Source organism: Streptococcus sp. HMSC36C04 (genome assembly GCF_001839535.1).
In the GTDB taxonomy this organism is placed as follows: Bacteria; Bacillota; Bacilli; order Lactobacillales; family Streptococcaceae; genus Streptococcus; species Streptococcus hominis.
Genome location: NZ_KV841567.1, coordinates 45,305 through 59,302, shown reverse-complemented (window position 1 = coordinate 59,302; position 13,998 = coordinate 45,305). Strand labels below are relative to the sequence as shown.

15 protein-coding genes and 1 riboswitch are annotated in these 13,998 nt (G+C 37.9%); of the genes, 1 reads left to right on the top strand and 14 read right to left on the bottom strand.

Translation table 11 applies throughout. From position 1 onward, the window contains the following. Positions 1 to 8: 8 nt before the first annotated feature. From HMPREF3249_RS01020 to HMPREF3249_RS00975, 10 genes are all read right to left on the bottom strand, one after another. The gene (locus tag HMPREF3249_RS01020; RefSeq protein WP_003029707.1) at positions 9 to 854 is read right to left on the bottom strand and encodes an alpha/beta hydrolase; all 846 of its coding nucleotides are present in this window, start codon (positions 852 to 854) and stop codon (positions 9 to 11) included. Positions 855 to 1,043: 189 nt separating this feature from the next. Next, a complete protein-coding gene (locus tag HMPREF3249_RS01015) occupies positions 1,044 to 1,991 on the bottom strand; it encodes a 2-keto-3-deoxygluconate permease (RefSeq protein ID WP_080554330.1) in 948 nt (315 codons plus the stop codon). 78 nt (positions 1,992 to 2,069) lie between these two features. Continuing rightward, the gene (locus HMPREF3249_RS01010; protein WP_003029712.1) at positions 2,070 to 2,822 is read right to left on the bottom strand and encodes an SDR family NAD(P)-dependent oxidoreductase; all 753 of its coding nucleotides are present in this window, start codon (positions 2,820 to 2,822) and stop codon (positions 2,070 to 2,072) included. A 182-nt stretch (positions 2,823 to 3,004) separates the two neighbouring features. Beyond that, positions 3,005 to 3,607, bottom strand: coding sequence for a lysozyme family protein (locus HMPREF3249_RS01005; RefSeq protein ID WP_003029715.1), 603 nt, complete (start codon positions 3,605 to 3,607; stop codon positions 3,005 to 3,007). Continuing rightward, entirely contained in the window at positions 3,607 to 4,581 is a 975-nt protein-coding gene (locus tag HMPREF3249_RS01000; protein ID WP_003042638.1) for a nucleoid-associated protein, read from the bottom strand. The genes HMPREF3249_RS01005 and HMPREF3249_RS01000 overlap by 1 nt, the downstream gene beginning before the upstream one ends. Position 4,582: 1 nt before the next feature. Then, a complete protein-coding gene (gene glyA / locus HMPREF3249_RS00995; protein ID WP_059220742.1) occupies positions 4,583 to 5,839 on the bottom strand; it encodes a serine hydroxymethyltransferase in 1,257 nt (418 codons plus the stop codon). 49 nt (positions 5,840 to 5,888) lie between these two features. Further along, positions 5,889 to 6,479, bottom strand: a complete 591-nt coding sequence (locus HMPREF3249_RS00990; RefSeq protein WP_059220740.1) for an L-threonylcarbamoyladenylate synthase — start codon at positions 6,477 to 6,479, stop codon at positions 5,889 to 5,891. Next, complete coding sequence (prmC, locus tag HMPREF3249_RS00985) at positions 6,472 to 7,302, bottom strand: peptide chain release factor N(5)-glutamine methyltransferase (protein WP_059220738.1); 831 nt, start codon at positions 7,300 to 7,302, stop codon at positions 6,472 to 6,474. Before prmC ends, HMPREF3249_RS00990 begins: the two co-directional genes overlap by 8 nt. Continuing rightward, positions 7,302 to 8,381, bottom strand: a complete 1,080-nt coding sequence (prfA, locus tag HMPREF3249_RS00980) for a peptide chain release factor 1 (protein ID WP_003042323.1) — start codon at positions 8,379 to 8,381, stop codon at positions 7,302 to 7,304. The genes prmC and prfA overlap by 1 nt, the downstream gene beginning before the upstream one ends. 18 nt (positions 8,382 to 8,399) lie before the next feature. Further along, positions 8,400 to 8,984, bottom strand: coding sequence for a thymidine kinase (locus HMPREF3249_RS00975; protein ID WP_037567302.1), 585 nt, complete (start codon positions 8,982 to 8,984; stop codon positions 8,400 to 8,402). A gap of 103 nt (positions 8,985 to 9,087) precedes the next feature. Here HMPREF3249_RS00975 and HMPREF3249_RS00970 point away from each other — a divergent pair, with 103 nt between their 5' ends. After that, positions 9,088 to 9,288, top strand: a complete 201-nt coding sequence (locus tag HMPREF3249_RS00970; RefSeq protein WP_224785091.1) for a 4-oxalocrotonate tautomerase — start codon at positions 9,088 to 9,090, stop codon at positions 9,286 to 9,288. A gap of 73 nt (positions 9,289 to 9,361) precedes the next feature. Here the strand turns inward: HMPREF3249_RS00970 and HMPREF3249_RS00965 are convergent, their stop codons facing one another. From HMPREF3249_RS00965 to guaC, 4 genes are all read right to left on the bottom strand, one after another. Beyond that, positions 9,362 to 10,705, bottom strand: coding sequence for an MATE family efflux transporter (locus HMPREF3249_RS00965; protein ID WP_003042723.1), 1,344 nt, complete (start codon positions 10,703 to 10,705; stop codon positions 9,362 to 9,364). Between the two features lie 99 nt (positions 10,706 to 10,804). Beyond that, positions 10,805 to 12,070 carry a nucleobase:cation symporter-2 family protein gene (locus HMPREF3249_RS00960; RefSeq protein ID WP_003042613.1) on the bottom strand — a complete coding sequence of 422 codons (1,266 nt, stop codon included), beginning with the start codon at positions 12,068 to 12,070 and terminating at the stop codon, positions 10,805 to 10,807. Then, positions 12,070 to 12,651 carry a xanthine phosphoribosyltransferase gene (locus HMPREF3249_RS00955; RefSeq protein ID WP_003042438.1) on the bottom strand — a complete coding sequence of 194 codons (582 nt, stop codon included), beginning with the start codon at positions 12,649 to 12,651 and terminating at the stop codon, positions 12,070 to 12,072. Before HMPREF3249_RS00955 ends, HMPREF3249_RS00960 begins: the two co-directional genes overlap by 1 nt. A 100-nt stretch (positions 12,652 to 12,751) precedes the next feature. After that, a riboswitch (purine riboswitch) is annotated at positions 12,752 to 12,847 on the bottom strand. Then, entirely contained in the window at positions 12,843 to 13,826 is a 984-nt protein-coding gene (gene guaC, locus HMPREF3249_RS00950) for a GMP reductase (RefSeq protein WP_070867443.1), read from the bottom strand. (Overlaps the previous riboswitch by 5 nt.) Between the last annotated feature and the right edge of the window lie 172 nt (positions 13,827 to 13,998).

Sequence of the window (13,998 nt, the reverse complement as noted above, 5' to 3'; positions counted from 1 at the left end):
TTATCAGCTTATTTTCCCCACAAAAATTGAATTAGTATTTTATCTACTTCTGGATTTTCATGTAATTGGCTATGTTGTGCTAATTTACCTATGATTTTCTTTTCTTGATAAGATTTTGCATTATCGGCAACCAAGTATTTCAAGCTGCGAGATGAAGCATTTAAAACGGAACCATCTGAGCCATTTTTGTAATCACCGTAGATATTCAAAACGTCAATTTGATTTTGTGGAAAAACTTCACGTAATGGCAATAATCTTTGGAAAGTTTGTGTGACTTGATTTGGTTTCCCTGTCGTTTTATCTACTTTTACATCAGCTGGTAAGCCCATAGCTTCTAAACCGGCAGCAAAATTCGCAATATTCACTTGTTTTTGCAGCTGTGGCAAGTTCTCATCTTGAGCATGTTCTAAAAGATAATACAAAATCGACATATTCCCTAAAGAATGACCTACCATATTCATTTTTGTAAAGCCATACTTTTCCTGTAGCTTGCTGACGACAGCTTTTGCATATCGTCCAACATCAATAGGATTGCGATTGTCTTCGTAATTCACTTCTACGATTGGATTGATAGCGCCTTTGGGAATGTCTCCCCTCAACGTAACTGCACCATTTCTATCAACATTTGCTCGAATAACTGTTTTTGTTACTCCTGCTTTTTTTGCTGCATTCGTCATGTGTCGCTCAGCATTGGCACTACTTCCATAACCATGAAAGAATAGGGTTGGAGTAGTTGATTGCACATACTTCTGTCTGTCTAATTTCCCTTCAGCATTGACACGGTAAAATAAAAAAGTAGAAATAGCAATCAAAATTGTTAAAATTCCTGTAATTAGGGCTATTTTCTTCATCATGTTTAGCTTTTCTTTCTGTGAGATATATTTTTAAGTATAACATGTAACAATATAAATGACAATTGATTTGTTTGAAATGACGTTTTGGATTTAAGGCGATTTGTTGAATAGTAAAAAAGGAAAGTCCCAAAAACTCCCCTTTAGTAAACTATTAAACGTTATCATCAAACAACAAGTGAACTTTTAAAATCAATTCATTGTTTTCGCTTGTTTTGTAGTATCTACACGTTTAGCTACCCAAGCTGTCAAAATTGGTGTTAAAATCGCTGTTACAATAACGGATGCTGTTATTTGGGTGGTAGCTGTAGCTTCAACAGCTTTAAAGGAAGCATCTACAGCCGATAAAGCTGCTGGAGTAGCTATGGCACTAGCTGCTGTACTTGAAATAGCTGCACCAGCAATTCCTGATCCACCTGTAGCTTTATCTGCAAAAATAGCAAAGAAGCCTCCAACTAAGGTTGTAATGATTCCGAGTATAATACCTGGTAAACCACCTTGAATAATTTGCATAAAGCTCATGTTGGCTCCTAAACAGAATCCAACAATGATAATAATTGCTGTCACACCATTTGATAGAACTTTTTTCATATATGGAAAAGCATTTCCTAATGCAATCCCTAAAACAAGTGGTAAAATAGTTCCTACTAAACTCCAAATAGAAATGTTAGCAAGACCAGCACTACTGAGAGCTGCCATTGTCACCATCGGTCCAACACTTAAGGTAGTAATACCAACAGCACCTGCATCAATTTCATTTCCGTAAACTTCTACAATTCCAGCATACATAGCGTTATTAGCGACAGACATAGCTCCAATAATCGCCAAAGCACTTAAACCTAAAAAATTATCATTGAAGACTTTTGCTACCAACAGACCTAAAACAACTGAAACGACAATCTTAGATGTGATAATAGCCGCTCCACGCCCAACAGCTTTTGGAGTGTTCTTTAACGAGATTGTTCCTCCTATAAAGAATAGAAAAGCTCCAACGAGCGGACCAGCTCCCTGAACTATAGCGGTTGTAAAACCTCCAATTTTCAACACTTGAGGGAAAAATGTATTTATCACACAGCCGATAAACATGGGAACAATAATTGTATCACCAGGAATCTTAATTTTCTTATTAAAAATTTTCATAATCATATTTCCTCTATATATTCAAGCCTTGTTTTTATTTAACAAGGCTTGAATGCCATACATCTTTTCGATAAAAAATTAGCCATCCAGCGTGATACCGCCATCACAATCACCGATTTCTCCAGACACGAAGCTGGCTAAGTCACTAGCAAAGAAAAGAATCATTTGAGCAATTTCAACAGGTTCTGCACGACGTCCAAGTGGAATCATGTTGATGACACGCTGACTCTTTTCAGGGTCTTCTGACAATACAGTAGTCATATCCGTTCGTGTAAAAGAAGGACAAACCGCATTACATGCAATACCATATTTGCCTCCTTCTTTTGCTACTGCTTTTGTAAGACCGTTCAAACCAGCTTTAGAAGACGCATAAGCAGCTGTTCCAAGCAAACCACCGCCTAATTTTGCAGCTACTGAGGAAACATTAACAATTCTTCCCCCCTTTTGTTCAATAAAATGTGGGAAAATAGTACTAATAGTTGAAAAACAACCAGATAGGTTAATACGAATGGTGCGTTCCCATTCATCGTAAGTTAATTGTTCAAATGGTTTCGCACTAATAACACCAGCACAATTGACTAAGATATCAATTTTACCAGCTGTTGCGATTATTTTGTTCATTGCTTCTACAATAGATTCATGATTTCCTAAATCCATATAAGTAAAGCTCGTGTGTTCTGCTCCAAATTCGGCAATCACTCGTTCAGCTGCTCCTTGATTGATGTCGGCAATAATGACATTACCACCACCTTCAACAATACCGCGAACTACTTCTTTGCCAATTCCGTTTGCACCACCGGTAACAATTGCTGTTTTACCTGAAAAATTCATATTTTCAAATCCTTCCGTTTTGATTATTATAGAATTCTACGTGATTATTATAGCACTCTCGTTTTAAAAATAAAAGTAGAAATATGAAATATTTTAAATATTTAGAAAAAACAATCTTTTTGCTGTTTTCTATTACTAATCTAAAAAGGTTAGAAAACAAAGCTCTCTAACCTTTTGATTTATTAAAACCAATTCATCACTTTCATGATGTGCATATTCATCTGAACTTGTCGGGAGTAATAATAATTCCCACCATTGATATAGAGCTTAGAGCCATGAAGGAGGGCGATGGGATGGTAATAAGGATAGGTTTTGCCGGTCACATTTCCTAAACTTGGTGCAACAACATTTTTAGAGTATTTTTTTGCCAAACCAAGGGTATTTTCGCCACCGTGTTTTGCAATGTAGTCAATATAGGAGCGACCAAAGTTATAGGCTTGTACAGCGGTCCAAACGTCTACTTTCTTTTCTTGAGCTACATTTAGATTCGTGGATAGGGTCTGAACGCCTTGACGAATGCTTTCTTTATTATCTAAAATAGAGTTTTTCTGACCCGTCGCACTTTCACTAGATTGCATGACATCAGAAACTTTTCCCTTTGTTTCAGTATAAATCATAGCAAGGACTAGTTCCTCATTGGCTGCAGTATCTTGCTCGTCTAGCACTTCTCTCACTAAGCTACGGTAGGTCATCACTTGCTTGACATCATGATGAACTTGAACAAGCTTGTAACCAACAAAGATTAAAAGAATGAGAAGGATCAATTTTCTAAGAATTTTAAACATTATTTACTTTGAATATCTTCTATGTTTTTGATGAGAATGGAATAGGTTCCATTCTCGTTTTGTATGAATTCTACGGATTCCGCATCTTGATAGATGTTATTGGGGACAATAAGCTCAATTCCATTTGAAAGAGAGAGCTTTTGGTTTTCAAATTTTTTCTTCTGACGACTACTATCAATTTCATCAAATTTAACAGTTTCTGGAATTGTTTCCTTAACCTGATCAATAAAAGTCAAACGAGCTGTCAGATTGTTATCAAACAAGTCATCTGCTAATTTTTCCGGTGATAATTCATCATTTTCTTCTAAATTTTTGAAAATAGACGATTTAACCTTGGATTGAAATTGAAAATCATCCTGATTAAAACTTTCTGCAACTTTTTGAGCCGTTTTTTCTAAGGCTTTGATAGATTTTTTAGGAGAAATTTTAGGATTGACTTGTAACAGATTATCAGAAAAATAATTGAGAAAAGCACCATTGTATTTAATCCGTTTTTCAATCAAATGGTATTTACGTGATTGAAGATTGATAACCAAGGCTTCATCGGCACCTGTACCAAATCCCGGCAAATTGTTCTGGGTAATCTTGATAGGATTGTCTACTTCTCCACCCAAGTGAGTGAGTGTTTCTCGCAGAGCAATCCGCAAAAAAGCAAAATGCTCCACGCCTTCCTTATCAAATTGAACAAAAATCAAATCATTGGTTTTCTGATTTTCGCTCACCGAAAACTCCTCTTTCCAGAGATTGGCAATACTGACAGAGGTTTCTAAAAGGTCTTTTGTAATATGTGATAAAAAGACACTATCTTCGGTAAAAATACCTGTTTTGGCCTCATCTGAATAGACACGTTCAATCTTCTTGCGAAGATATTCTTCGATCTTAGGAGTAATATTGAGATATTTATCTGCTAAAAGAAGGTCGGTGTCTGATGGACTAAATTGATGAATAATAGCTTTTTTTACGTAAATGTCCATTTCAGTCCTCATATAGTGGAAAGGCATCGGTCAATTCTTTAACTTCTGCACGGACTTGCTCTAAAACAGCTTCGTTGTTTGCATTCTCTAAAGTCTTGATGATCAATTCTGCTACTTTAGTACTTTCAGCTACCCCAAAGCCACGAGCTGCAATAGCTGCAGTTCCAATACGAATGCCACTTGTTTTAAATGGAGATAAGGTTTCATAAGGGATAGAGTTTTTATTAAGAGTAATATGAACATCATCCAAAAGGTTTTGAGCGACTTTCCCATTTTCAACGACTTTGGTCACATCCACAAGGAAAAGATGATTCTCCGTACCACCTGAAATAACACGGAAATTCCCATATTGTTGGAATACTTGAACCATTGCCTTAGCGTTATCCAAAATCTGCTGAGCATAAACTTTGAAATCTGGATCCAACACTTCTTTAAAAGCAGCTGCTTTAGCCGCCACGACATGCTCTAGCGGTCCTCCTTGAATTCCTGGGAAGATTGCGGAATTGATCTTTTTCGCTAACTCTTCATCATTGGTCAAAATTAAGCCACCACGAGGTCCTCGAAGGGTTTTATGAGTGGTAGTTGTCGTAATATGTGCATACGGTACTGGACTTGGATGCAAACCAGCGGCAACTAAACCGGCAATATGAGCCATGTCTACCATGAGTTTGGCTCCGACAGTATCTGCAATTTCACGGAATTTAGCAAAATCAATAATATGTGAATAGGCAGAAGCACCTGCAACAATCAATTTAGGTTTGACTTCTTTAGCCTGCGCCAAAATAGCATCAAAATCTAAAAGTTCCGTTTCAGGATCGACATTATAAGGCACAAAGTTATAGGTTTTTCCAGAGAAGCTAACAGCTGCGCCATGTGTCAAATGTCCGCCTGCTGCAAGATCCATTCCCATTACTGTGTCGCCTGGCTCAATTAAGGCCATATAAGCCGCACAATTCGCCTGACTGCCTGAGTGGGGTTGAACATTAGCAAATTTTGCTCCAAAGATTTCTTTAGCACGTTCAATCGCTAAAGTTTCAATCACATCCACAACGTCCGTACCACCATAATAGCGACGGCCTGGATAACCTTCGGCATATTTATTGGTTAAAATAGAACCTTGTGCTGCCATAACAGCTTTTGAAACAACATTTTCTGAAGCAATCAATTCAATATTGTTTTGCTGACGTTTTTCTTCTGCAGCAATGGCTTCCCAAAGCTCAGCGTCATATTCTTTATAGTCTTTATGGTCAAAAATCATAAGAGTCTCCCTTCTCTTAAAGCGGGTCTAAAACCTATTTAGTCAAGGTTTAGAAGTGAATTTCTGGAATTTTAGCGAGAATTTCTTCGCAAGTGACAGCACCTTGGCGTAGAATATATGCTGTTTCACCAGATAAATCCAAAATAGTTGAATCCTGTCCTGTTAGAAAAGCATCATCTTCTATACCAAGAACTTCGTGATTGAAATCGGTCATAATTTGCTGGAAGTTTACTCCGCTACTCTTTCCAGATAAATTTGCGGACGGACCAATGAGAGGTCCAAATTTTCTAATCAAGTCCAATGTTTTAGGATGACTAGGGACACGAAAACCAATTGTTTTCATACCTGAATTTACCCAAATGGGAACTTGTTCATTAGCTTGTAAAATAATGGTCAAAGGACCGGGTAGAAAGGCTTGATAGAGCTTTTTTAAATACTGAGGCTGATGTTTGGAAAATTGATAAATTTCTTCTAAGCTTGAAACATTTAAATTCAAAGCCTTTTCGCGAGGTCTGCCTTTTAAGTCATAGACATGACTGACGGCCTGCTCGTCCAGTGCCTTACAAAATAAACCATATACAGTCTCTGTTGGCAGCACGACTGCTCCTCCGCTGCTCAGCATTTCCTCAATTTTATCCATTATCTACCACTACCATTCTATCTTTTCCGAATTGATCTTGCAAGACGCGAATTCTCATTTTTGGAAATGCAGACTGAAATAGTTCTTTTACATGTTCCCCTTGTTTGTAGCCAATTTCGAGATAGATTTTACCTTTTTCTGTCAAATGTTTTTGGGCGTTCTCAGCAATTTTTCGATACACAGCATACCCGTCTTCTTCAGCAAAAAGAGCAAGATGAGGTTCTGAAGCAAGGACATTTAGTCCTACTTCTTCTCTGTCCGTCTCTGAAATATAGGGCGGATTGGATACAATAATATCATACTTTCCTGTAATTGCCTGAAAACAATCAGACTGAACAAAATCAATCGCTACATCAATTGCTTCTGCATTTTCTTGCGCCAAATCCAGAGCATCTTGGGAAATGTCGGAAGCCGTGACCTGCCAATTCGCACGCTCGGCAGCCAAAGAGAGAGCAATTACTCCGCTTCCAGTTCCAATATCTAAAACTTTCAGACTGCTATTTTGATTTTCAGACAAGATAAGGTTGACCAATTCCTCGGTTTCTGGTCGGGGAATTAGCACTCGTTCATCTACTTTGAACGAATGTCCATGAAATTCTGCGTTCCCAATAATGTATTGGGCAGGTCTATGAACTAATAATTGAGATTGAATCTTTTTCAGTAATTCTATATCATCTGCTGTTGCTTCTGCCTGCATTTTCAACACAAATTGGGTAAAAGATAAGTTTTTCGAAATTCGAAAAGTAAAGGAGAGACTTTCAGCTTCTTCGCCAATTGCTTCAAGCTGTTTTTCCATTTCAGCAAGAATTTGAGCTAATTTCATTATTTATTCAATTCTTCTAGTTTTTGTGTTTGGTCATACAATACCAAGGCGTCCACGATTTCATCTAATTTTCCAGCTAAAATCGTATCTAGCTTTTGTAGCGTTAAACCAATACGGTGATCTGTCACACGATTTTGTGGGAAATTATAGGTACGAATTCGCTCTGAGCGATCTCCAGTACCAATAGTTGATTTTCGCTCAGCATCTTGCTCGTCTTGCGCAATTTGCGCAAAATGATCCGCTACACGCGCACGGATGATCTTCATAGCTTTGTCACGATTTTTTTGCTGGGTTCGTTCTTCCTGCATTTCAACCTTGATATTTGTCGGCAAGTGAACAATCCGAACGGCTGTTGCAACTTTGTTGACATTCTGACCGCCAGCACCAGAAGCGTGATAAATGTCAATCCGAAGATCTTTTGGATCAATATCGTATTCCACTTCTTCAACTTCAGGCATGACTAAGACTGTGGCTGTCGAAGTGTGAACTCGTCCTTGACTTTCTGTTACTGGGACACGTTGTACGCGATGAGCACCTGATTCGTATTTTAATTTGGAATACACGGATTGACCAGAAACCATCGCTACTACTTCTTTGAAGCCACCGACTCCATTCATAGAAGCTTCCATAACCTCGAATTTCCAACCTTGCGATTCAGCGTATTTTTGATACATTGTCAGAAGATCACCGGCAAAGAGCGAGGCTTCATCACCTCCTGCTGCACCACGGATTTCTAAGATGATGTTTTTATCATCATTTGGATCTTTTGGTAAAAGAAGGATTTTTAATTTTTCCTCGTATTCTTCTTTTTCAGCTTTTGCATCTTTGAGCTCTTGCTTTGCCATTTCTTCCAAATCAACATCGCCTGAAGCGTCTTTAATCATTTCTTCAGCGTCTGTGATGTTTTGGAGCACCCTTTTATATTCACGATAAGTTGCTACCATATCGCGTGTACTTGCTTCTTCTTTGGACAATTCCATAAAACGCTTGGTGTCACTAACAACATCTGGGTCACTCAGAAGTTCCCCCAGCTCTTCGTAACGATCTTCAACGGCTTGTAGTTGTTCATAAATATTCATCGTTTGCTACACTTCTCCTTAACTCTTCATTTCGTCAATTTCTGGCTTAAAATAATGCTTCCGACAGACAGGAATATAGGTTTCATTCCCACCGATTTGAATCTGCTCCCCTTCATAGACCGGCTTACCATTCGTTGTTCTTAATACCATGGTTGCTTTTTTGGAGCAAAATTGACAAATCGTTTTAATCTCATCAATTTTATCTGCTAGAAGCAGGAGATATTTCGAGCCTTCAAATAACTCATTGCGAAAATCATTTTTCAAACCAAAAGCCATAACTGGTACATTTAATTCATCAACTACTCTTGCCAAATCATAGACATGATGACGAGATAGAAACTGCGCTTCATCAATCAATACACAATAAGGTTTTTCGGGCATTTCTTGAATAAAGCGGAAAATATCAGTATCTTCTGCTATTGCAATTGCTTTTCGCTTCATTCCGATACGACTAGAAACAACGCCGAAACCGTCACGTGTATCAAGGGCGCTCGTCATAATGACAACACCTTTGCCCTGTTCTTCGTAGTTGTGTGCTACTTTTAAAATTTCGATTGTTTTGCCCGAATTCATCGTGCCATATTTATAATACAACTGAGCCATTTTCTTTAATTCGTTCCAAATTCTCCAATTTTTAATACTTCTTATTTTACCATATTCTGACACGCTTTAAAACCTAATTTATGATAAAATAAAAATATCAAAGATAAAAAGGAGAAACACTATGCCATTTGTCAGAATTGATTTATTTGAAGGACGCACGTTAGAACAAAAGAAAGCTCTTGCAAAAGAAGTTACTGCCGCTGTCGTAAAAAATACTGGCGCGCCACAATCTGCTGTTCATGTCATCATCAACGACATGCCAGAAGGGACTTATTTCCCACAAGGTGAAATGCGTACAAAATAACAAAAAAAGAATCTTGGATAAAAATCTGAGATTCTTTTTTAATTCAGAATGATAAATGATGTAGATGCAACATTTAAGCTAATTTCTTTTTTTGAATATGATTAAGACGAAGTTGGTATAAAATGCCACTAACAACCAGACTAGAAATTAAACCAATCCAATAAGCGAAGGGGCCTAAATTTGTCGTGTGATCCAATAGTAATCCAACTGGTAGCGACACCCCCCAATAGCCAATCAAGCCTAAATAAAATGGAACTTTTGTATCCTTGTATCCGCGTAAAATCCCTTGAAGTGGTGCTGCGAAAGTATCTGCTAATTGAAAAAATAAACTGTAAGTTAAGAAAACCGATGTCAGACGAATGAATTCTTTGTTCGTTCCATATAATGAAGCGACTTGATAACGGAAAAGATATAAAAATGTCAGCGTGAAAACAGCGAACCCAAGCGCAGTTAATCTTCCCAAAACACAATATTTTCTGACATAGTCTAGACGCTTTGCGCCAATTTCGTAAGAAACGATAATCGCCATAGCATTAGAAATGCTCATAGGAAAAGCATACATAAGATTGGAAAAGCTGATAGCCGACTGGTGACTGGCAATGATTAACGAAGAAAACTTAGCCATGAGCAAACCTACGACTGAAAATATCACAACTTCTGCAAAGACAGTCCCACCAATAGGAAAACCGAGACGAATCCCTTCCTGCAATCCTTCTTTGTCCAAAGGTCGAATTTTCCATAATTGATATTTTTTAATTCTAGGATGTCTTTTGGCAACTACTACCGAAAGGATTAACAGCACCCAGTAAGCCAACGAAGTCCCCAGCCCCGCTCCTGCTCCGCCCATTTCTGGGAAACTAAATGCCCCATAAATTAAAATGTAATTAAAGCTGGCATTCAACGGTAGTAAGAGCAACATAAGGTACATGGATAATCTTGTCAATCCTAATGCGTCTAATAAAGAGCGTACAACACTAAATAAAAGCAAGGGGATAATTCCAAGTGCCAAATACCAGAGATAATGTATAGAGACTTCTGCTACTAGTGGTTCTAAGCCAATATTGGACAAAACAAGCGGTGCACCTAAAAAAACGAGTCCAAACAAGAGAAGAGACAAAACGAGAGATAAATAAATAAACTGATAAAAATCAGAAGCGATTTTTTCTTCTTGTTTTCGTCCCAGATGGTGTCCAATAATCGGAACCAAGGCTGAGACAATACCAGTCAAAAAAGTAAAAAACGGACTCCATAAGCTAGTCGCCATTGACACTCCCGCTAAATGCAAAGTATGGTATTGCCCTGTCATGGTTGTGTCCACAAAAGAGGCCGAAAAATTAGCCAGTTGATAAATCAAAATTGGCAAAAAAATCGAGATAAATAGGGTCATTCGTTCTTTTAAATTGCGAGCTTGGTACATAAAATCTCCTAAAATTATTCCTTCTCTCTTAACTATACTATAAGCACTCAGAATAGTCAAAAAAGCTAGGAGGAAATCCTCCCAGCCTCTTTTCAAACTCTATTTCTTCTCACGATTTAAAATAAGATTCAATACAATCGCAATGACACTCGCCATAACAATCCCGTTTGAGAAAAACATTTGCAAGCCAGTTGGTAGGCTGTTAAAAAGATTGCTTCCATTTAGGCCGACTCCTGCGGAAATAGATACAGCGGCAATCAAGAAATGGTGCTCATTGTGTTCAAAATCAACTCGTGCTAGCATTTGCATTCCCTGAACAGAAACAAAACCAAACATGACAAGCATGGCACCACCGAGTACAGGACTTGGAATAATTTGTGCCAAAGCTCCGAATTTTGGTAATAATCCTAACAAGACTAAGAATCCTGCTGCATAATAGATTGGTAGACGTGTTTTAATTCCAGAAAGTTTGACTAAACCAACATTTTGTGAAAATCCTGTATAAGGGAAAGTGTTAAAAATACCGCCAAGAAGCACTGCAAGTCCTTCTGCACGATAACCATTTCGCAGACGAATGCTGTCTAACTTTTCGTTTGTAATATCTGAAAGTGCAAAATAAACACCTGTTGATTCTACCAAAGAAACTGTTGCAATAATACACATCATGATGATGGATGAAAGTTCAAACTTAGGTATTCCAAAATAAAACGGTGTTGGAACATGTACAAGAGGGGCTTGAGTTACTGGCGCAAAATCTACTAAGCCCATAAAGCTAGCAATAATCGTTCCAATAATTAAGCCAATCAGAATGGAAATGGATTTAAGAAAGCCTTTCGCAAAGATATTTACTAACAGTATAATCAAAATCGTGACAGTAGCTAACAGCAAACTTTGTGCAGTGGGCTTTTCACTATTATTTCCCATATTGCCAATCGCAACAGGAATAAGTGTCAAACCAATGGTTGTAATGACTGAGCCCGTCACAATCGGTGGGAAGAAATTAGCAATTTTAGAAAAAATTCCTGCAATCAAAAGAACGTAGATACCGGAAATGATGAGCGCTCCAAACATAGCTCCACTTCCATGTTTTTGACCAATCATAATCAGAGGTGCAACCGATTGAAAAGCAACGCCAAGTACGACTGGCAAGCCAATTCCGAAATATTTATTGAGTTGCAATTGCAAAAATGTTGCCACACCACACATAAAAATATCTGTAGAGATGAGATAGGTCAGCTGTTGGCTCGAATAACCTAGCGCACCAGCAATCATAATGGGTACAAGGATTGACCCTGAGTACATTGCTAATAAGTGCTGCAAACCTAAGACAGCCGCCTGTGAATGTTTTTCTTCTTTCAGTTCCATTATGCATCAGCCTCCATAAATACAACTTTTCCATTTTCAAATTTTTGAATACGAGCCAAAGAAACGACTTTTCGCTTATCTTCTTCTAGTAACTTTCTTCCTTCTTGGAATGATTTTTCAATCACAATGCCAATCGCTTCCACATGGGCACCTGATTGTTCAATGATATTAACCAGCCCTTTAGCTGCTTGCCCATTTGCTAGAAAATCATCGACAATAAGTACTTTATCATAATGATTTAAAAATTTCCCTGCAATTGAGACCGTACTTGTCACTTGTTTGGTAAAAGAATAGACCTCGGTCGTTAAAATACCTTCCGTCATAGTGATGTTTTTTGACTTTTTCGCAAAAATCATTGGAACGCCCAATGCTTCTGCTGTATAAATAGCAGGTGCGATGCCAGATGCTTCAATTGTCACAACTTTTGTAATACCAGCCGAGCGAAAATATGTTGCAAACACTTTACCAATTTCTTTCATCAAGTTGAAATCGACTTGGTGAGTCAGAAATGAATCCACTTTTAAAATATTTTCTCCTAAAACATTTCCGTCTTTTAGGATGCATTCTTCTAATAATTTCATAAAATCTCCTTTTAGAAAAAACAAAAGACTTGCCAAAAGCAAGCCTAAAACAATTGGTTAACCAACTGAATACAAAATTCCTTGCTAAAAAACATAGCAGGAAAGTTGAAGACTTACTTATTGTTAGACATTAGGTGCCTTGTAGAAACATTACGCCAAATTCGTAATATAAATAAGTAATTATTTTATTGTTAATGAGCGTCACCATTCCAAATGGAATTTTTCACAATGACGTAATCTACGTGCTTAAGACCAGCTAAATCTCTTCCGCCGGCATAGGAAATAGCACTTTGCAAGTCCTGCTCCATTTCAACTAAAGTGTCAGCTAAATGTCCTTTAACTGGTAAAAGAATTTTCTTTCCTTCCACATTCTTATACGTGCCCTTTTGGTACTCTGAAGCCGAACCATAATACTCTTTGAATTGTTCACCATCTACTTCGACCGTTTGACCTGGACTTTCGATATGACCTGCAAATAGGGAACCAATCATCACCATGGTAGCACCAAAGCGAATGGATTTGGCAATGTCGCCATGCGTACGAATACCACCGTCTGCAATAATCGGTTTGCGAGCAGCTTTTGCACACCAACGAAGAGCCGCTAATTGCCAGCCACCTGTACCAAAGCCAGTTTTTACTTTTGTGATACAAACTTTTCCTGGTCCAATGCCAACTTTGGTTGCATCTGCTCCAGCATTTTCCAGCTCACGAACAGCTTCTGGTGTCCCGACATTTCCTGCAATCACGAAAGTATCAGGGAGTTCTTTTTTGATATACTGAATCATTTTAATCACGCTTTCTGAGTGACCGTGAGCAATATCAATCGTGATATATTCAGGGGCGTCTGCTTTCAGCTGACTAACGAAATCGTATTCATAATCTTTCACACCAACCGAAATGGAAGCAATAAGTCCTTGCTCATGCATGCGCTTGATGAAAGGAATGCGGCCAGCTTCGTCAAAACGGTGCATGATGTAGAAATAACCACTTTTCGCCAATTTTTCTGCTACATCTTCATCCAGAATTGTTTGCATATTAGCTGGAACAACAGGAAGTTTGAAGGTGTGATTCCCAAAAGTAACTGTCGTATCTGCTTCTGAGCGGCTTTTGATGATACATTTATTCGGAATCAATTGGATATCTTCGTAGTCAAAAATAGGAAATTCGTTCAGCATATCATTCTCCTTTAATTTTATGCTAAAAATGACCTACCTATGCTTTCGCATCGCTACGCCTTTCCTGACGTTTCCTTTAGTATTATAACACAAGGTACAGAAATTACAATATAATGACGTATAATATTTTTTATCGTTCGGAAATTATAGATTGTTCTTTTAGGTTCTAAAA